Below are 19068 nucleotides of genomic sequence, written 5' to 3'. Positions count from 1 at the left end.
TCGAAATCTCACTGGGACGGGCCGAGCTGTACCAGCGTCACGTCGCCCGCGGCGGACGCGACCGCTTCCGCCTCGTCTGCGGCGAGCAGCACCGTCACCAGCTGCGTTCCCACCTGGTCGGCGGCCGCCGTCACCGACACCACCGTGGCCACCGCCCGGCGCACGCCGTCGTCCTGCTGCGGTGCTAGCTGCCCGCCGCCTGCTGGGGCGACCAGCACCACCACCCGCGATCCGGCGGTCAGGCTCGTCGGGGCCCGGCCCGGCGCGACTGGCACCGCGATTACCGCCTCCCCCTCCGCGGGCCACGCCACCGGGCCGACCTGCGCCGACACCAGCAGGCTCCCCGCCACCAACGGCACCGTCGCGGTGCGCCCGACAATCCCGCCGCTGTCCTGAGCGGGGACGAGTGCCAGCCCGGACGGGTTCGCTACCCGCGCCACCCGCAGGTCCGCGTCGGTGATGACCTGCCCGGCGGGCACATCCCGCGCGACGGCGAGGAACTGCTCGTCGATGTGCCGGCGCAGGTCCACCTGCCAGAACGTCACCACCGTCGCCAGGACCAGCAGCACCCCGGCCACGACGCGCCGGCCACTGCGCCGCCCCGGCCGCCGCGTACCGGTGGGTGACGGCGGCAGATCCGCGGTGGAGGTGTTCGCCGCGCGGGGGCGGTCCGTCGTGACGCTCACTGGCTACCTCCGACGATTGCCTGGGACTGCGCCACCCGCACGGACACGGTCGAGGTCGTCGTCAGCGGGGCGAGAGTGCCTCCGTCGCCGGCACCGGACCAGGTGACCGACCACGTCACCGTCGCCTGCAGCTGGAACGCCGATCCCGCCGCGACAGCGGATGATGAGGTGTAGGTATGCCCGCACGGCGAGGACGCCAGCGGGTCCGTGCCCCGCTTCCACGGCTCGCCCGGCCCGGAGCAGGCCAAATCGTCGCTGCCGTCGCCGAATGACCACACCACCTGCGTCGGCGTCGCCGTCGCGGTGACCGACACTCCTGGCACCGACGCCGTGGCGGACCGCGCGCCCCACGTCGCCGGATCCACCCACAGCCACACCGGCACCCGCACCAGCACGAACGGCGCTGCGGCTGGATTCGTGCGGATCTGCGGCGAGGGCAGGCGCAGCCGCGACCGCGCTGTCTGCGCCAACGCCACCAGGTCCACCGTCGGCGCCTGGTCCAGCCACACCGGAGGGTCCTGCGTCCCGAGCCCGTCGGCCACGCAGGTCCACGCATACCAGCCGCCCTGCGGCCCCTTTCCTGGCGGAGGAGGAAGGTCCCCGTCGACCGGCGCCCAGTAGCAGCCGCCGTCACCGCCGCCGCCCGAACCGTCACCGGAACCACCACGGCCCTGGCCGCCACCAGCGGCGTCGCCCTGCCCGCCGGGGGTGCCAGCGCTGACCTCACACTCAGGAGCCGACGGATTCTGTCTACAGTTGACCCCGCCGATGCCGCCGTCGGCACCCGCCGGACCCGCGTGCGTCAGCACGATCGCGGCCACACTGGCGGCGATCAGGCATCGAACGGTACGGCGCGTCAGCATGATCCCACGTCCTGGACGCCGAAGCTGGTGACCTTCCAGCCACCGACGTCGAGGTTCGTGACCGTGGCGCGCGCGGCCTGCCGCCCCCCGGGCACGTCGTTGATGGGCTCACCCGACTGCGTGTAGACCAGGAAGCTGCTGTCGTCGATGCAGTCGGTGATCGTCACCGTCGCGGGTGACGAGGTCAGCACCACCTCGGCCACCTGTGGATTCAGGACGTACTCGCCCTTGAGTACCTGCTTCTTGCCCCGGTAGGCGGCCAGACCGCGTCTCAGCGTCTCCAGCGCACCGTCACTGGCGAATCGGCTCAGATCCGGCTCGTCGGGGTTGGCAGTGAGCCCTGCCTTCGCATAAGCGGCCCACATGCCTCGGTAAGCGTCCAGCGCGGCATTCTCGGCGGCACCGCGCGGATCCTGGCTGGGCGCCGACACAGCGATGGAGACGGTGGAGGAAGGCTTCTGCCCGGTGTCCCCGGCGTCGCATGCTCCTGCGCCGACCGCCAGGCACAGGCCGATCATCGAGCCCGCTACACGGAGCCGGCGGCCTCGCGGTTGGGCGGTGGACGTCTGCCGTCTGCTACGGATCGTCATATCTGTCCTGCCTCCTTACGGTTCGTGGCGTCAGCGGCGCTGACTCGCGGCCGCTTTTCGTGGAAGATTCACGAACGAATGCCTGGATCGACCTCCTAACAGACCGGGCGAGTGTCGTTCCCGCTGCAGTGCACACCGCCGGTACCGCCGCCGGCGTCCGCGACTGAGTGCGATACCACGAGGGCTGCCGCCACGACGATGGCGAGAGTCGCGAGTCGTCGTCCGCGGGTCAGCATGTCCCGGTCTCCTCCAGGAGGAATGAGCTGACCCGCCAGCCCTCGGCGGTCCGATTGACGGTGGCGGTCATGCGGTGTCTGCCTCCGGGCTCTTCGTTGACCGGACCGCCGGATACGTTGTACTGCAACCAGTTCTCGTCGTTCACGCAATCCAGGACCGTGGCCGTGGTGGGATCTGTGGCAGGCACGAGAGCCGTGATCTCCGGGTCAAGTACCAGCTCGCCGAGGACAACCTCACCCTGCTCGCGATTGATGTAGAGCGCCTTGACGATCAACCTCAGCGCCTGATCGGAGGCGTGCCTACGCAGGTCGGGGGCGTCGGGATCCGACACCTTGCCCGCCTCCACCAATGCATCCCACATGCCCCGGTACGCCCTCAGGGCGTCTCGCTCTGCCTCGTCGGCTGGGTCAAGGCTCGGCGTGCCCGATGCCGTCGCAGGCGACGACGTAGACGGTGTTTCGTAGGTCTCGTCGGAGCCACACGCCGTAGCAAACAGCGCCAATGCCCCAACCAAACAGGCCATAAGCCGACGGTTCACCACAGAGCTCAACCCGTCACCGCCCCTGCCATCGTCATCGTCATCCGGCGCACCGATAATGGCTTCGCACCCAGGCGCGCTCGGATCGGCGCTGCAGTCGACATTCCCGTTGCCGTTACCACCCATATCCGGGACAGGGCCGGCAAGGGAGACCGCGCCAAGTATCGCCATGGTGATCCTGAACCCACGACTCCACCCTTGTCGATTGACCCTACGACTTTTCCCCAACCCAGTCTTCCCAAGACTTGATCCGCGAGCCAGCTCTACTTCAGGGTCAAGCCGGCCACTCCGGCCAACAAGGAATCCTTCACGCCTGCGAATCATAAGGTCTCTCCGATCTCATTTGGCGAAAATGAATGCACAACCTCCGGTTACCCGACGCCCTTCAACACGGCAAAGCCGTCCGATCATCGTCTGATTCATTTATGCCTATGCGGGCGGTGGCAGACACTGGCGGTCGTGGCCTAGCCGCCAGACGCAAGCACTGCGCATAGAATTCTCGGGGGGTCCCGAGCTAGCCACTGCCGAAGGTGCGGATCCAACTGGCATTCGCACAACTCGCTAGCGAGCTGATCAGGTCTGTCGATACCATGGGCAAAGTCATCTTGGTGGCGATCAAGGTGGTTTACAATTCTTTGGGGACGGAGTTGGTCTCGGCGACTTCCAATAACGCGTCAGCCGGTGACTCACCAGCGGAGGACGGTCCCGTCGGACACCTCGTTGACGAGCATCCCGGCGTGGGTGTAGTAGTTGATCGCACTGAAGAGCAGAAAGGCAGCTCCCGCGACCGTCCAGCACCAGTAGAGGACAAGCCATGAAGTCCGGCCTCCACCCCGGATGACGGCAGGAAAAAGCAGGCAACCCACCGCCGATGGACCGTACAGGACGACGGCGAAGAAGACGTTCTCCACGGGATAACCGTGAAGGAGTCCGGTAATCGGTTCGTGCTGCGGCGCGGAGCCGATCAGGTCGAACCGGACGATCGCCAACGTACACCAGAGAAGAACGATTCCGGTAGCGAAAATGATCCAACCGATCGGGGCCAGGGAGGCTCGCACGTATTGCTCGTCAAACGTCTGCGACTGGGGAGTGCATGCGAGCCATACGGCGGCAGCAAGCAGCACAATACCCAAAAGGAGGCAAGGTTCTCCGAAAACCGAATCAATGTATGGCTTTGCTCTCGACAACGGATGTGCGATCGTCATGATGAAGCCAAGGAGAGTCAGGATGGTGCCGAGAATTCCGAAGGTCGCACTCCACCCAGACCTGCTGAAACCCGTCGGAGTAAACAGCAGCAGTGGGGGTCGATCATTGGTGATCACTGCCCACAATCTCGGAACGAGCAGCAACGACAGCCCAGCACAGACGCCCATCAGGTTGTTGAACATGATTATCGGCATATGTTGATCACTCCACTGATCCTTGTACCTACATATTTGTGCCTTAATCACACGAGTCGGCCCCGGATCTGCTGGCCGGAGACGTTGGTCGTTCTTGCCGTCTAGAAGGGAGCTTCGGTACCGCGCGGCATGTCAATCGTTCGTAGCGAGCTCCGGCTGGACGGCGACCTCGGGACTGTCGTCGGAATCACCGCTTCGACCGTCGTCGAGCGCGCGGTTGAGAGACATGGATATCGCCCGCGTGGTCCCATACAGCTCTCGGAGCGCCCGGTCATGCTCCGTCGGTTGTACGGTACGGGCGACCCGCAGTAGGCGCCGCAACTGGCGGAGTCGTCGGGCGACAATCTGCAGCGTTTCCGCATAAGGCTGCGGCTGCCTATCGAGGCCTTGGGGCTGTACCACCGCATTGGCTCGCTCGTCGACGTTCACTTTCCACCCCACTCGACACGGGATCTGACGAATAGACCCTGCCGGATGGCGGCCACATCCCGAAAGACGACGCGACTGGACGTGACCGGATGCCACCCGACGAGGGTTGATGGGGTGATCAGGTCTGCGGACCGTGCCCTGCTACCAGGGGAAGTCGGGGTCGACGTCCAGCCCCAGGTGCTCGACACGGACGTCGAGCGCGGCACCGAGCACCCGTCTGTGCAGCTGATCAGGTACCTGCCTGTCCCGCTCCCAGCGCGACAGGTTGGCCTGGAGAGACTCGCTCTTGGCCAGCGCCATGCCCCGACGCGCAGCCTCGTCTTGCATGGCCTTCACCAGGCGAACCTGCGTCCATCCACGTTGCATCCGGGCTCGCCGGATCAGCCGACCAGGGCTGCGTGTCCGATCGCTGCGCGATGGCTGATTCCAACTGCTCAGCACGGTTCCTCCCACCGAATCTCCCCGTGGCACCCAGCCTGACGCTGGGCACACTTGTGTGGTCAGCATGTGCGCCACCCGACGTGAGCAGCGACTGCAAGCAGTCCGTGCTGAACCCATGGGGCTCAGACCCGGACCAGCCCGTTGTCACCCGTGGTTGATAACTACCAACCAGAAGCATAAACTCATCTGGCACGCGGCGACGTCGGTGATCGGCGCCGCTGCGGTGACAGCCGACCGAGGCATGGAGGGACGTGGCATGGCCGGCGTTGACGGATCACTAGCCAGCCGCCTCGATCACCTCTTCGACAAGATCCGCCGTCCTGACGGCAAGCCCTACAGCTACGAGCAGGTCGCCGAGGCGATCCGCTCACAGCAAGGTGTAGGGGTGACCCACACCTACATCTGGCGGCTCCACAAGGGCAAGAGCGACAACCCCACCATCAAGGTCCTGATCGCGCTCGCTACCTTCTTCGCTGTCCCGGTCACCTACTTCCTCGATCCGCAGACAGCCGACGACGTCGACGAGGTCATGGACCGGGTCGCGCTGCTACACGACGCTGGCGTCGCACGGCTGGCCTTCAGAGCGGCAGGACTGTCGACACCGTCGCTGGAGACGCTTGCCACCATGGCCGACCTCGCCCGCAAGATCGAAGGCAAGGCAGCCCATAACGGTGATCAACCCGCTGAAGAGACACCCGAGCCGTCCTGAGCCAGACAATAGATCCCCGGACGTACGAGGCAACCAACGATGGAGGCGAGGACGTGGACGCGGACGCGGACGAGGCGTGGACTGTCGGCGTGGACCCAGGACGGGCCAGCGCGGCCCGGGTCTACGACTACTTCCTCGGGGGTAGGTACCACCTACCGCCCGATCGCCAGGCAGCCGAAGCCGTCGTCAGCATCACACCGAACGTGCCGCGCCAGGCCCGCGCCAACCGAGCCTTCCTTCAACGAATGGTCAAGCACCTTGTGCACCTGGGTATCCGACAGTTCCTCGACATAGGATCGGGTATCCCAGCATCCGGCAACGTCCACGACATCGCCCAGGATGCCGCACCCGACGCACGCGTCCTCTACGTCGATATCGACCCAGTAGCCGTGATGACAGCCAACCAGATACTGGCCGAGAACCCCCATGCGACCGCGATCGAGGCAGACCTTCGCCGGCCTGAGCAGCTGCTCGGCCAGATCAACCGGCCCGACGTGCAGACAGTCATCGACCTTGCGCAACCCACCGCACTGCTCCTCGTCGCGGTGCTGCACTTCATCCCTGACGACGCTGACCCGTACCAGGCTGTCGGACATCTACGCGACCAGCTTGCTCCCGGCAGCTACCTGGCCATCAGCCACGGCGCTTCAGAGTCGTACACCCCGCAGGAAGCACAACGCGTCGCTGCTGCCTACGGCGCCCGATCGGCACCACTACCTACTCCACGATCACGCCAACAGGTAGCGCAGTTCTTCGCCAACTACGAGGTCCAAGAGCCCGGGATCGTCTGGCTGCCCGAATGGCGGCCCGGACCAGCGGAGGATTTCGCCGACGACCCGGTCGGTTCGGGAGCACATGCGGGTCTTGGCCGCAGACCAGACTGACAGACAGAGGCGCGGCCCGTCAGGGAAGGACGTATATGGGCTGGACAGCCCATATGACGCTGCGCAGCCGGAGCGCAAGCAGGCCAAGCAGGCCGGGACGAGTCCGATCGGCCTCCGGCCCCAGCGGCGCCGCTCAGGGTGGACTTGTCGGCGATTCGTCCAACGGAGAATCTTTGTGCGGTGACGGCCCAAGCGGGATGTCGCTGTTGAGTGCGTCGCGGAGGTCGAAGCCGTCGGCGGCAAGGCGCTGAGCTGAGAGCGGTACATTTGCAGCTACCTTCTCTCTGTGCTCGATCATGTACGCCGACACCGCGCCGCCGTCTCCGGGTCACGGCAGCAGCGCTCAGCTGGCATGCCGGGATCGCAGCGGCAGCACGCGTACCTCCTCCAACGCGGCGGCCAGCTGCCCGGGTACGCCGTTGACGCCGCGTCCCAACGCGCTGAGTAGTTGGTCACGCTCCATCGTCGGACCGAGTAGATCGCCCTGGCCAACTCGGCAGCCTAGATCACGCAGAGCCTGCCGCTGCTCGTGGCTGCGCACCCCGGGCGCGCAGACTGGAATTCGTAGATCACCTCCGAGGGTCACTGCGGCTCGGATCACGACCGACGACTGACGGCTCGCCATGCTGTCGATGAACGTCTCATCGACCTTGAGGCCGCGGATCGGCAGCGTGGCCAGGGTCGCCAGCGATGCGGGACCCGCTCCGAAGCGCTCCAACGCCAGCAGGACACCGGCCTTGTCGACCTCGGTCAGCGTCTCGACGAGGGCGCCCGGGCCAAGCAGGTCCGTTTCGGGTATCTGGAGGATCAGGCGATCCGGTGCCACGTCGTGGCGCAGGAGGCTGCCGAAGAGCAGGCCGGTGAATCGCGCATCGAGCAGGCAGGGCGCGGACACGGTCACCGCGACGGGCAAGTCGAAGCCGGCATCGCGCCACGCAGTCGCCCCGGCCAGTGCCTCGTCCAGCACAACCTGGGTGATCGATACGGGTGGCACCACAGACTCGGCGACCCCGCGCCACCGCTGCGCCTCAAGAGCCCCGTGGCGCGCATGCCGCCACGTCGCCACGGCCTCGATGGCGACAGGGACGCCCGTTGTCAGGTCAAGGACCGGCTGGAACTCGACATGGATGCCGCCAGCGTGCAGATTAGCAGGCAGGTCGTGTACGAGTTCTGCCAGCTGAGCTTCCCGATCGTGGTGATCCTTCTGCGGGTCGTACACCGCTAGCCTCGCCGGCCCGTTCGCTCCGCCCCGGCGAAGCGCGGCGTCTGCGCGGCGGAGAAGCTCCTCGACGCCCACCCCTGCACTACCCGCGGCCAGCCCGACGCCGATCTGCACACCGACCAAGACCCCGCCTACGTCCGCCGGTCGACGAAGCGCCCCGGCAATCCGTAATGATTCACTTTCCATCGCGACGCTGGTCTTCCCGGTCAGCAGGACCGCGAATTCGTCCACGCCGAGCCGGCAGGCGAGGTACCCCGCTGCGGCGACCGCGCGTTTCAACCTCGTCGCCACCTCGACCAGCAGATGATCACCTCCGGTATGACCGAGAGTGGCGGCGATGCCAGCGAATCCCACCAGGCGTACACGCAACACAGCGACGCCGGCTGGATCGTCGGCGCAGCGCGGGCCAGCGGTAGCGGTGAAGGCGTGCCGGTTGGTTAGACCCGTCAGTCCGTCATGGGTAGCGAGGTGGGCGTGCGTCCTGGCGTCAGCGGCGAGGCGGGAATAGGTCACCGCGTTGTCCAGCGAGGTCGACAACGCGGCACCGAAGGCGCGCAAAGCGGCCTTTTCCCGTCCGGATAGCACGTCACGTGGACCATGTAGAACGATGCGGACGGCCCCTGAGTCTGCGTTGCCCGTCGTCAGGGGCTGCACGACATCGGCGCGTTCCAGCGGAGGCACACCGTCAGGCGGGCCATCGAAGCACACGCAAGTCGGACACGCTCGGACGAGACGTCGGCCCGCGGCGGGCAGGGTGACCTCCACCTCAGCCTGCCGAGCCCCGAACAACCCGACGGCTCCGCGAACCGCCGTGTGCAACACACCCGTCGGATCCGCAGTGTTGAGCGTATCCGTGACACCCGCAAGCCGCTGCCAGATTTCCCGCTCCGCTCGCAACCACATGCGATGGTTGTAAACCGCGTAGACCAGCAGCATCGCCAGCGGCATTGCGATCATGAGCCGCAGATCCACCTTGACCAAGGCGATCGAGACCGCCGCCACCACGAACTCGGCCAGCACGACCGCGAGCCTCAAATCCACTGCCGTACCAGCGACGGCACGCCACGCTCTGCCGGTGGCGACGGACACCGTCGTCGTGGTCACTGTCTCTTCCACCAGCACCAACGCCAGAACGGACAACGCCAATGCCACCAGATAGGACGGCACTGTCGCAGGCAGAACCTCGCTTCCCAAATCAGGATGAACTCCTGCAACCCCGACAGCAGCACCCACCGCCGTAGCCGCGACCGTGTCCTTCGCCGTGTTGTGGATAGCCTTGTGTACCGCCGCGCTCGTCGGATACCGGGTGATTATCTTCGCGATACTGACACCCACCACGGTGGCCAGGACGAGCCACGGTGCCGGCAGCACGACAGCGCTGACGAAGATCGCTGTCGGAGCGAGGGTCAACCGCACCCCCGACCGGACCGGCACCTCCACCGAGCATGCGTTACCGACCGCGATCAGCGTGGCTGCCGTGACGGGGTACATCCACAGGTTAGCGTTCGGCAGCGCAAGCCGGGTGACCGCAAGCGCTACCGAGGAGCCGGCGAGTACGCATACGGCAAGCGTCAGTGCCCATAGCCGGCGGTCCTGTCGTCCCATGCCTGCTGCCAATCCCGTCGCACCTGTCGGGAGCTCCGCCCGGTTCCGGCAGCCCAGGTTAACAGCCAACGACGGCGGTCAGTTCCAGTCGTAGCCCTTACCGTTCATGCTCACCTCCTCTCACGCGCTCTCAGCCCGAAGCTAGGCAATACGGCCGTCGAATCCAACCCCACATCAGACATAGTTAGCAATTAGTGCAATCAGGCAATCTCGGCTCTGGGTACATCTCGACCTGGACCGGCCTGCGCACATCTGGTTCGGACATCACGATGACCAGCCCGGACAGCAGGTGAGAAGCATGGCCGGCAGGATGGCCTCCCGCTGCCTGCTCCGGCAACAACCCTGGAACCAGTAGCCGACCGGCGTCGATGAACGGCATGATGATCGGATGACCTCGCCCACGGCAGCTGCGGCGCACCCGCCGGTCAGCGGCTGAACGTACCACCAGCATCATCCAGGTGGCACCAACTCGGAAATCCGGAGACCAGGTGCACACGCAGCCAGTTCCGAGCGGCGGTTGGCACCAGCGGCGTCGCCTTGAACGACGCCTACGCCGGCTGCACCTGCCTCCGCCGCCTCCGCCGTACACCGTTGACGCGTGGTGCCACGCCATCGGATCCGCCCGGGCGCGACCCATCACCATCGTGCCCCTGACCATCCCCGCGCATGAAGCACCAGGCGTATGGATGGACTCGACAACCACCGACCTCATCTTTGTCGATATAGCGTTGTCTCCGCTAGCACGAAACCAGACAATCCTTCACGAACTTGCCCACATCATCCTCGGTCACCGAGGGGTACGGCTCGCCGACAACCACGCCGGCGACCTGACCGAAGAACACGAGGCCGAACAAGCCGCCGACATCCTCTCTGCCCGTCTCACCCGGGCACGATCACGCTCCGAAACACCGTCCCCATTCAAGGAACCACCGCCCACGTCCGCCCACCCGACCGGAGACCTTGGCAGCGGCCTCCGCGCCCGTCTGGCCCGATGGTGGACCCGCTGCCAGTACCACTGGCAGATGCGTCCACTCTGGCTCGCGCTCCACCACAGCACACCCACCACGCTGCCAACCGGGTTGAGCGCACCCGTATGGCACGAAGGCTTTCCACTCGACGACCCCATCCCCCTGACGCGTCTTCCGCATGCCTACCACAGAAGAACCATCGAGATTCTCGACGGACTCCGCCGGTTGAGCGCCTACATCGACCCGGCGATCCTCAATCAAGCTCGACACCGCGCGAGACGCGCGTGCCTCTCCGAAGCCGAAATCGACGCGATCGCCGCAGCCACTGCTGTACGCGCGGCCCTCGACTCCCGCGCCATCGGCGCACCACCCCATCACACCCCACCCGGCACCCTCGTGCCCACCACCACAACCGACCTGGACACGATCGCAGCCCACCTCGCGCGCACAGCGCAAGCACTCACCAGCTCCCCCTACGTGTTGACCATCAACCCAACTCCCAGGCCACAGACAGAGGAAAGCATCGACCTACTCAGGTGACCCAGCACCTCCCTGGGGCGAGATGCCCCACACGATGCGCGGCCGGCACCGGCGCGTCATGCTCCGCGACATCCTCGACTACCGCGACCGCACCCGCCGCGAACGCCGCCAGACAGAGATTAATATCAACGAATCAACCTGCTTGCAGGATCGCTGCATATAGAGAACCGCCTCCGCCGCCGACGGCGCTGCCGACGTTGTACCTGCCGAAAATGTCATCCGGGCAGTTCAGGCGGCACGTTCGTACTCGTGGAGGATGCCGCCGAGGCGGTCGCGCCGGTGGATGGTCAGGTGGGTGAGTCGGTCCCAGACGGTGGACGCGGCGACCTTGACGCCCAGGATGAGCAGTTCGCCGTGGATGCGGCGGTATCCCCAGGTGCTGTTCTCGCTGGCCAGGCGTAGCACCAACGTGCGGATCGACCGGATCGTTCGTGGCCGCCCGACCCGACGGGGCCGTGAGATCCGGGCATGCCGGTGGGCGATCAGGTCCCGGTGCCAGCGCAGCACCGTCTCCGGGCGTACCAGCAGCCGCAGACGGTTCAGTACGGTTCGTGGTAGCGGGTGCAGCAGGGCGGCCAGCCAGGCCCGATCCGCTCGCGTGAACTGGACCCGTTCGCCGTGCAGATGTCGTTCGAGGACCAGGATCTGGTGTCGGAGCGCGAGGATTTCGGCGTCCTTGTCGCGGTCGCTCATCGGCAGCAGCCGCAGCAGAGCGAGGGCGTTGGTCACGCCGAGGTAGGCCAGTCGAAACAGCACACCCCATCGTCGCGCAGTGCTCGACGGAGAGCACCGTCGCGATCCAGCCGAGAGTCGGCACCAGCCTCCTTGTCTCGGTGATCAAGACGGCTGTGGCCAGCATGGATGAGGTTTTCGGCACCCACACCGACCACGCCGTCGACTGGCTCACCTGGCGACGCCGACACCAGACCCGCGCCCGCTGGTTCCATCAACGCACCCGCCTCAACCGCGACTACGCCCTGGTCAACTAGCGAATGGCGGCTGCCGTACTAGGGGTTCAGCCCAATGGTACGGTGCGGTTCTGCCGGCTTGGATGTACAGGAGGGCGAGCAGTGTCAGCAACGCGGGCTAAGGTGTTGGGTTACTGCTGTTGCCTTGTGGTGATTCTCACGGTCTTGTTGCGATGGGTTCTGATCAGTCACCGCGCAAGCAGCTTGCGCGAAGGGCAGAACCTTGAAGAAATGTTTTCCGGCGTCAACGACACGGTGACGCGCGCATGGTTCCTGTTCTCATTAACCATCCTAGCTGTTACAGTCACTGTTGGCGCTCTGTGGTGGTTGGCCAGGCAGGTGTGGCAGCCGTCGGATTGGATGGTGAAGCTTCACTGGTTCACCGCCGGAAGTGCTGCTCTATTCGTCGCTTTGTGCTGGTCGTTAGGGGCTAAGGAAAAAATTTCGGGCATGCAACAACTGAGACCAGAGGACTCGGCTGCGAGAGCGCAGGACGTCAGTGTCGCAGTTGACCGTATTGCGAATTTGCCCCTGCCGAAGCCGAGCTTTGTCAGCATAGCACTGCTCCTCTGCTGGCTAGCCATCGCCTTGCTGCTACTTGGCGGCGCGCGGCGCGGTAAGAATTTAGCATAGATGCAGAGTGCAGCCGGCACGCCTATCATGAGTCCATTTTGTCACCGCATTGCCAATCTGATCTCGTATTGTTCGATCCCAGCCAACTGCTCCAAATGAGCCATATCGTCGACTGCCGACATCGCGACGAGCCGTTCGTTAAGCTCCCTCAGTTTCAATTCGGCCTCCTCGCGCCCTCGATGATGGATATCGACGCTGTAACTGCCGACTGCGGGAAGGTCGATAAGTAGTGCGTTTCCGAAGGCATCTCCGACATGCAGTCGTGCGGATGGAAACGGAAGAACAAAGCGTAGGCCGACCGACGAAATATTCGATGATCGTGGATGTCCGGAGACATGGGACGTGACGGTTACCAGTACGCGCACCTTGAGGATGTCTTGCGCACATGACACCATGACCTCTTCACCATTTGTGGCAGCCACCTGTGAGTTGGCTATGCGAAGCGCATTTTCAAATCCTGGCCGATCCACGAGCGTACAATCTCTAACTATAAAGTATCCGTACTCGGGTCGGAATAAGAACGATCTGGTAATCTCAGGCATCTGGGGAAATTCCGGGATCATGTTCGATATGGTTATAGACAGTGAAGGGTTGGCGACTGCCATGGGGCCCCGGATCCGCTTCCGGGGCCCCATGCCATTCGGATCCTAGCGAATCACTTGTACATAGAACTCGTCACAATCCAGCATCCTGTTCAGGCGGTAGAAGGCTGACAAGAGGGTACCACCTCTCTGGTTCTCCGTCCCGTCAATAGGCCGAGCCGAACCATGCCAGATACGCCAGTTCTTGCCGTCAGGATCTCGGCCATCTCCACATGAGATGCCGGCCGTGGCGGTCGCCGCCCCCTCATAGGTACTAGCGTAGGGATACTCGTCGCACTGAAGGCCGCCTGCGCTGTAGTTCGCACCCCAAACGTCAATGCAGACCTTGTGGGACTCGGCGCGGTTCACGTCTGATCGGGGACCCATCAGCCGGCGCAGGGGACTGCCGCCTACCGCGCCCGGCGGTGCTTTGCCGATGAAGCTTGGAAAGGTACGGGCGGGATTGCGGAGCGCATCGTCGACGTGGACGGCTTCCTGCCGATGATCACTGCCAGGTCGGCCGTCCAGTTCCTGGGTAGGGATGTGGTCTAGAATGACGGAGCCATGTTGTGGGGCACTACCAATTGGTTGTCCTGCGGAATCGAAACGTAGGTTGCTGATCGCCATCACTCCCTGCCACGGTACCGTTCTTCCGTCGCGGTATTCTACCGTCACCTTGACGCTTATCGTCATGTTCACGGTGTAGTAGGGGGTGGCACCAGAGTTCGGCGGCGAGGTAATAATAATGGGGTTAAGGAGAGGGCGGGCGGCCCATGCGTCGACATCGTCGGTCCGGTAGGTCTCGCCGACGCAGGTCACATTCGAAAGACCTGTGCAACCATCGACGCTGACTGTGATAAAACCCCAATCGTTGCGAAAGAGCGCACTGTCGAACTCAACTCCTTCCAGACTGAGGATGACATCGATGCGCCTGTCCGCGTAGTTCGCGAAAGTCAGCATCTCGAACACGGACTTGAGTTCGCCTTTTTTGGCCCCAGTGGCGGTGTATAGATTAATATCGTCATCATTCCGATGGCATTGTTCGAAGCGGTTGCGTGTCCAACCCTGCTGTCGGCTTGGGAGTTCGCCCTGTTGCCTGCAGGCCTCGGATAGGTCCGAGTCTGCAAAGAAGTTCAGCGCGGCCGGCGGCTGCGCGGCAGCAGCGGCGGGTAGGGTGATAGCACCGATCAAAGATAAGGCGACAGCAAGCGCAGCCCAATTCTTATGCTTCATGGGATCCTAACCTGAGTAGTGCGTTTAATGGTGCATAGTCCTGCACCGTCTAAGTGCTGAGCTCGGATACTCCTGATCCGGCGGCCGGTGGAGGCAACCACTCCTAGCGACACGCTGAAGCTCGGGGAGATGTCATCGAGGACGCAGTCAATCACTAGCGGGACACTGCCGACCCAGGCACGCATAGATGAGTCCAGTGGTCGCGGCGTTAAAAATCAGCGTGTAGCCATCGTAGTCGTAATCCTGGCTACTCAGGCCAGGGGTCGTTGCACGGCCCGTGACGACGTTGACGGGGGTGCTGCCGGTGACCGCGGACTCCATCCTCTCCCGCAACTGCATGTTGAGCTCCCCGGCGGTCGTCGCCTTCGCCTTGCTGTCTGCCATCGCGGGAAGGGCGGACTTGGTGGCGAGTAGCCGTCCAGCCGCGTCACGTGCCTGCCTAGGAGTCATGAGCGCGGTTTGTCGGGCAGACGTAGGGGTGAGGGAGGCGGCGTAGCAGATCTTGCGGGCCGCAACGCACTCCCGCAGTCCTGGCACGGTGTCGAGGCAGGGTTCGGTTTCAGCTTCTAGGCAGGCTCGTAGCTTACGTTGGTCGACACCGTTGACAGCTCCGTTGGTGCTGCCCTGCGGGGCTGCGGAGGCCACGGGTCCCATAAGCAGGGCATTCGGCTTGCCCACTCGGAGGTACTGAACCTCCATCCCGCTGGAGCCGGTCACCGTGCCAAGCGCCGTGGTCAGACACCATGGCGGGAGGTTGAACTCGTCCCATAGAAGGTCCTCATCCGTTGGCAGCGCGTGGCAGGATTTTGGCTCGGATCGGCTTGCCTCTCCAAGGTAAGGACGTCGCCAAACACCGTTTCCGTCCGAGACCTGCACTCGGTTCTCGAAAGGCTCTGAGGTAGAGACTACGTTTGGGTAGATCACGGATGTGATTGCGTACGAGTTCTGGAATCGTGCTCCTTCCTGGAGCCGCGTAGTTCCGACGAGGTTATAGTCGTAGAACACATCCCACTGAGTGCGGTCACCGTTGGCGAGGAGTAGGTAATGGTGCAGCCGACCGTCGGCGATACTCCCGTTGGGCATGCCGCTGATTCCGTGATACTCCTCTGTCTGCTCGCCCCATTCCACCCAGTATGGGAAGTACTCCTGCAGGCCATCGTTCGGATTGAAGGAGGCGTGCAGACCGAACTCGACGCCGTCGACCGCGCTGTCCGACAGTTGATTGTTGAGGCTGCGTAGTTCGATGAAGTTCACAAGGGTGTTCGGCAGCGTGGAGGCCTCGGGCTCAAACGAAATTTGCTGGTTACGAAAAGTTCCGAAGAGGCCGAACATAGGCTGGCTGCCTGTGTTGACGCAGAGGCCCGTGAGAAAACGTTGGCTGCTGTATCGATCGCAGTTGAAGGCTCCATACCGCTGCTTCCATCGCTGGTACCAGCTACCGTTGCAGTTGCTCACCCGCACCAGTGCCCCGTTTGCTGATGACCCGCCACCTAGGTCAAGACACCGGTAGTCGGCCATGCTCAGAAGTTCCACTCCCTGCCATGCCCCACCCCACGGTGTCGTCCACATCTGATTTATAGTTCCAGCACATGGTTGGATAGTGACAGCAGCATTGTTGGTATTCGCACTAGCCTTCGTTAGGCATTTTCCCGTCTGAACGTTGCGAATTGTGTAGACAGGAGTTATGTCTACATCGACAATCACCTCCAACTCCACAATCCAACGCTGGTTGTCAACACCGGCACCGCTGGCACCCACCCGGTAGGTCACGGCCGCGACGCTCGCGCCGTTAGCGGTGCCGGTGACCTCAAGAACCCGCCTGTCTGACTCATCGTAGTCATAGATGCCGATGGCAATCGCATCGGTACCTGCCGCAAGTGCGCGCGCCTGGCCTGTTAGGACCGAGATAACGCTAGCCATTACGATCAGTACCAGACTGGCCGCAACCCGTTTGCGGGCACTCCCATAGAACTGTTTGCAATCTGTCATACGCCGCCTCCTCGGTGGTTGTCTGATGACGCCGAGGGGGCAGGAACGGCAGCAAGATTAGCGACAGTGGTAGTCGCCAATCGACGGCGTCCCGTGTGGCATCCCCCGTGGACGCCTCAGCCGATGCACCTAAAGCTATCGGTCGACTACGGAGAGGATCAAGGCTTCACGGGCAAAATTTCAGATGCATCGATTTCCTGCTACTTGCCGAGGAATGGATCTACCCCCACCACGCGAAGAGAGCGGCAGCAAGGCAGCCGCCAATTGTGGTCTGACCTGGTGGGATGCGGGTAATGTGGTGCAATGTGGACGCAGCTGGCTGCTCGGGTTCAAAGGGGTCGTCGCAACCCCTGAGTTGATCGAGGGAGTTGCGATGTCTAGCTAGGTCAGGGTCGGGAGCTGGCGCGGCGGCGGTAGCCGGCGACCGCGACACGGGCGCGTGGCTGCCTCCCCGACCCGAGCTGCTTGATCACCGCGCTCACCGCCGGTGGCGTACTCCGCCTCGAACCCGCATCCTCGCCGTCGCCGCAGGCACCACGGGAATGGGAGACGTCCCCTCGCCGCCCTCGGCGCCGCCAGCTGGCCCGCCGTGCTCCTCGGGGCGGTAGGGCCCTACCTGCTCGCTGCACCCACACCGTCGCCCTGGCCGTCACCACAGCCAGACCGCCGTGCCGCGACGCTGCGGGCGAGTTGCCATCCGCTTGCCGTGCGAACGCTGGTCGCGGTCGCCGAAGGGATCGACCGCGTCCGGGAGGCGGACGACCTTTGCCGGCACCATGAGGGCGCCAAACACTGGCCGGTGACGGCGAGCGACACCCTCGACCGAGTTCAGCCACCCGTGGGCAGCCCCGCCAGGAGCCATCGACCTCTTTCGTCGCGGGTTCAGCTCAGCCATTACCGAGGCGGCGTGCCTCGGCCACCGCGTGATCAAAACCGTACGTGGGCGACCTCGGCGTCCGGGGTGTGGAGTCGGCCGAGCACCGGCTCCACACCCGGACGCTCCACTGGGCTACTGGCGGAACACGGCCAGGGCTGTGGCGATCGCGGAGATCACCGCTGCCACGCCGCCAAGGACCGCAGCCACGTCACCCAGGTTGACACCCCGCCCACGGCGGGCCTTGCCGCGCGCCTTGGATCTTGGCCACCTACTTGCTAACTTCACGGTTCCCTTTCCTCTCTACACAACCGGGGGAAGGCACAGGGACGGCATCCGCTGCAACGGATGCCGTCCCGCACTACACGGCCACATGTTCGGCCGCCAGGATCAAACCACGAAGGACCATCGCCTTCTGTGATTTCCGAGGCCATTTCGGGCCACCCTGACCCCGCCTCACCATCGAGAAACACACCGCATCCAGGCCAGGCCAACAGTGATCGTCGCTGACCTGCGACTTCCCTTGCTGGCTGCAAGTTGCATTAGGCAAGACGAGGAAGATTCGCATAGCAAGATATTTGGTCGAGACACGCCGATAGGATCGGAACACTTTGGCTGGCGATTCAAATACGATCAGCATTCACAAATGGGCGTCGGCGCGGGAGATCCTCAACCTGTCCGCGGACGCAACACCACCCGTTTCCTCCGGTTGCCCCTCGCCGACCCTCGCTGGCGTTCCGGACCGGAGCGCGACCCCGCCGATGTCGACGGTTCGTCGACCATCATCATGATCCGAGCCACCAACGGACGCAGCAGGTGCTCACAGCCCGCCGTCACGGCGCGCTCCCGGACCTCATCCAGCAGCGACTCCCAAAAATCGTCACTCGAACGTGCAGCGGCCACCCGCCGCGCCGCCCGATGCCTTCGGCTCCACGCGAGACCACGCGGCCGCGCCGGCGTGATCGCCGCCAGGTCGTAGACCACCTGTCTCAGCTGCAGCAACCGCACCTCAAGTTCGGCGTACCGTCGCGCCAGCTCACCGACCTCAGCCCGAGCGGCGTCCACCACCAACTGGACATCCGCCCGCGCCTGACGCGCCATCCGGTCCCGCTCCCGCGCGGCCTCAACACGGATCTGCTCAGCCTCCCGGACCGCCGCGGCCGACTCGACGCGCGCACAGCACACCGGCGCCGCCGGATCATCCAGCCGATCGCCCTGGCCCGGATACCCCGCCGACGCAGCCACGGCGGCCCACCGCCGCGCGGCGTCCAGATCCGCCCCGCCCTCGCCGCGGCCACAGTTCGCCTCCACCACCGACCGCAGCTCATACAACAAGGCCAGCCGTGCCGCAGCGTCCGCCACATCCCGCTCCGCCGCCAACCGCAACCACCGCAACGCATCCGGATGATCATGAACCTGCAGATGAACTCCTAACAGGTACGCGGCCACACCCAGTTCGGCGTCCGCCGCCTGCAACTCCATGAACAACCGCTCCCTCGGGTCGGCGGCACGCTGGCGGTACCGGTCCAACAACGCGGCCGCCTCGTCCTCCACATCGCCGACCGGCCATCGCGCGTCCACCGCGTCCACCGCCTGCCGCACCACATCACCGATGCTCACGCCAACCCACCTCCCGCCCGGTCAACGACGGTCAGCCGTCCCGACAACAACCCCTGCA

At 64.4% G+C, this 19068-nt stretch carries 17 protein-coding genes; 5 read left to right on the top strand and 12 right to left on the bottom strand.

The features are described 5' to 3' along the window. Positions 1-8: 8 nt before the first annotated feature. The 6 genes from ACFHVL_RS24725 to ACFHVL_RS24700 form a co-directional block, all read right to left on the bottom strand. Complete coding sequence (locus ACFHVL_RS24725) at positions 9-686, bottom strand: SAF domain-containing protein (RefSeq protein WP_416630824.1); 678 nt, start codon at positions 684-686, stop codon at positions 9-11. Beyond that, on the bottom strand, positions 683-1549 hold the full coding sequence (locus ACFHVL_RS24720; protein ID WP_416630823.1) for a hypothetical protein: 867 nt from the start codon (positions 1547-1549) through the stop codon (positions 683-685). The genes ACFHVL_RS24725 and ACFHVL_RS24720 overlap by 4 nt, the downstream gene beginning before the upstream one ends. Continuing rightward, positions 1543-2139, bottom strand: coding sequence for a hypothetical protein (locus tag ACFHVL_RS24715; RefSeq protein WP_416630822.1), 597 nt, complete (start codon positions 2137-2139; stop codon positions 1543-1545). Before ACFHVL_RS24715 ends, ACFHVL_RS24720 begins: the two co-directional genes overlap by 7 nt. 229 nt (positions 2140-2368) lie before the next feature. Next, the gene (locus ACFHVL_RS24710; RefSeq protein WP_416630821.1) at positions 2369-3085 is read right to left on the bottom strand and encodes a hypothetical protein; all 717 of its coding nucleotides are present in this window, start codon (positions 3083-3085) and stop codon (positions 2369-2371) included. Between the two features lie 515 nt (positions 3086-3600). Further along, a complete protein-coding gene (locus ACFHVL_RS24705) occupies positions 3601-4302 on the bottom strand; it encodes a DUF981 family protein (RefSeq protein WP_416630820.1) in 702 nt (233 codons plus the stop codon). Between the two features lie 582 nt (positions 4303-4884). Further along, positions 4885-5079, bottom strand: a complete 195-nt coding sequence (locus ACFHVL_RS24700; RefSeq protein WP_148083807.1) for a hypothetical protein — start codon at positions 5077-5079, stop codon at positions 4885-4887. A 361-nt stretch (positions 5080-5440) separates the two neighbouring features. On the opposite strand from ACFHVL_RS24700, the gene ACFHVL_RS24695 reads away from it, so the two are divergent. Further along, positions 5441-5893 carry a helix-turn-helix domain-containing protein gene (locus ACFHVL_RS24695; protein WP_416630818.1) on the top strand — a complete coding sequence of 151 codons (453 nt, stop codon included), beginning with the start codon at positions 5441-5443 and terminating at the stop codon, positions 5891-5893. A gap of 53 nt (positions 5894-5946) precedes the next feature. After that, on the top strand, positions 5947-6777 hold the full coding sequence (locus tag ACFHVL_RS24690; protein WP_416630817.1) for an SAM-dependent methyltransferase: 831 nt from the start codon (positions 5947-5949) through the stop codon (positions 6775-6777). A gap of 343 nt (positions 6778-7120) precedes the next feature. Here the strand turns inward: ACFHVL_RS24690 and ACFHVL_RS24685 are convergent, their stop codons facing one another. After that, positions 7121-9604 carry an EAL domain-containing protein gene (locus ACFHVL_RS24685; protein WP_416630816.1) on the bottom strand — a complete coding sequence of 828 codons (2484 nt, stop codon included), beginning with the start codon at positions 9602-9604 and terminating at the stop codon, positions 7121-7123. A 458-nt stretch (positions 9605-10062) separates the two neighbouring features. Between ACFHVL_RS24685 and ACFHVL_RS24680 the strand changes: the two genes are divergently transcribed. After that, positions 10063-11112 (top strand): DUF6545 domain-containing protein, encoded by a 1050-nt coding sequence (locus ACFHVL_RS24680; protein WP_416630815.1) that lies wholly within the window; start codon positions 10063-10065, stop codon positions 11110-11112. A gap of 228 nt (positions 11113-11340) precedes the next feature. Here ACFHVL_RS24680 and ACFHVL_RS24675 read toward each other — a convergent pair whose 3' ends face one another. Beyond that, positions 11341-11868, bottom strand: coding sequence for a hypothetical protein (locus tag ACFHVL_RS24675; protein WP_416630814.1), 528 nt, complete (start codon positions 11866-11868; stop codon positions 11341-11343). Between the two features lie 77 nt (positions 11869-11945). Here ACFHVL_RS24675 and ACFHVL_RS24670 point away from each other — a divergent pair, with 77 nt between their 5' ends. Further along, positions 11946-12101, top strand: a complete 156-nt coding sequence (locus ACFHVL_RS24670) for a hypothetical protein (RefSeq protein ID WP_416630813.1) — start codon at positions 11946-11948, stop codon at positions 12099-12101. 81 nt (positions 12102-12182) lie between these two features. Continuing rightward, positions 12183-12713 (top strand): hypothetical protein, encoded by a 531-nt coding sequence (locus ACFHVL_RS24665; protein WP_416630812.1) that lies wholly within the window; start codon positions 12183-12185, stop codon positions 12711-12713. 41 nt (positions 12714-12754) lie between these two features. Here the strand turns inward: ACFHVL_RS24665 and ACFHVL_RS24660 are convergent, their stop codons facing one another. The 4 genes from ACFHVL_RS24660 to ACFHVL_RS24645 form a co-directional block, all read right to left on the bottom strand. Continuing rightward, positions 12755-13183 (bottom strand): hypothetical protein, encoded by a 429-nt coding sequence (locus ACFHVL_RS24660; protein WP_416630811.1) that lies wholly within the window; start codon positions 13181-13183, stop codon positions 12755-12757. Positions 13184-13360: 177 nt separating this feature from the next. After that, complete coding sequence (locus ACFHVL_RS24655; protein WP_416630810.1) at positions 13361-14527, bottom strand: hypothetical protein; 1167 nt, start codon at positions 14525-14527, stop codon at positions 13361-13363. Positions 14528-14674: 147 nt separating this feature from the next. Beyond that, entirely contained in the window at positions 14675-16516 is a 1842-nt protein-coding gene (locus ACFHVL_RS24650) for an RICIN domain-containing protein (protein ID WP_416630809.1), read from the bottom strand. 1543 nt (positions 16517-18059) lie between these two features. Beyond that, entirely contained in the window at positions 18060-19010 is a 951-nt protein-coding gene (locus ACFHVL_RS24645) for a hypothetical protein (RefSeq protein WP_416630808.1), read from the bottom strand. Positions 19011-19068 lie beyond the last annotated feature (58 nt).

This window comes from Micromonospora sp. LOL_023 (assembly GCF_048060115.1).
Classification (GTDB): domain Bacteria; phylum Actinomycetota; class Actinomycetes; order Mycobacteriales; family Micromonosporaceae; genus Micromonospora_E.
The sequence above is the reverse complement of the archived record's forward strand: the minus strand, read 5'-3'. Positions and strand labels throughout refer to the sequence as shown.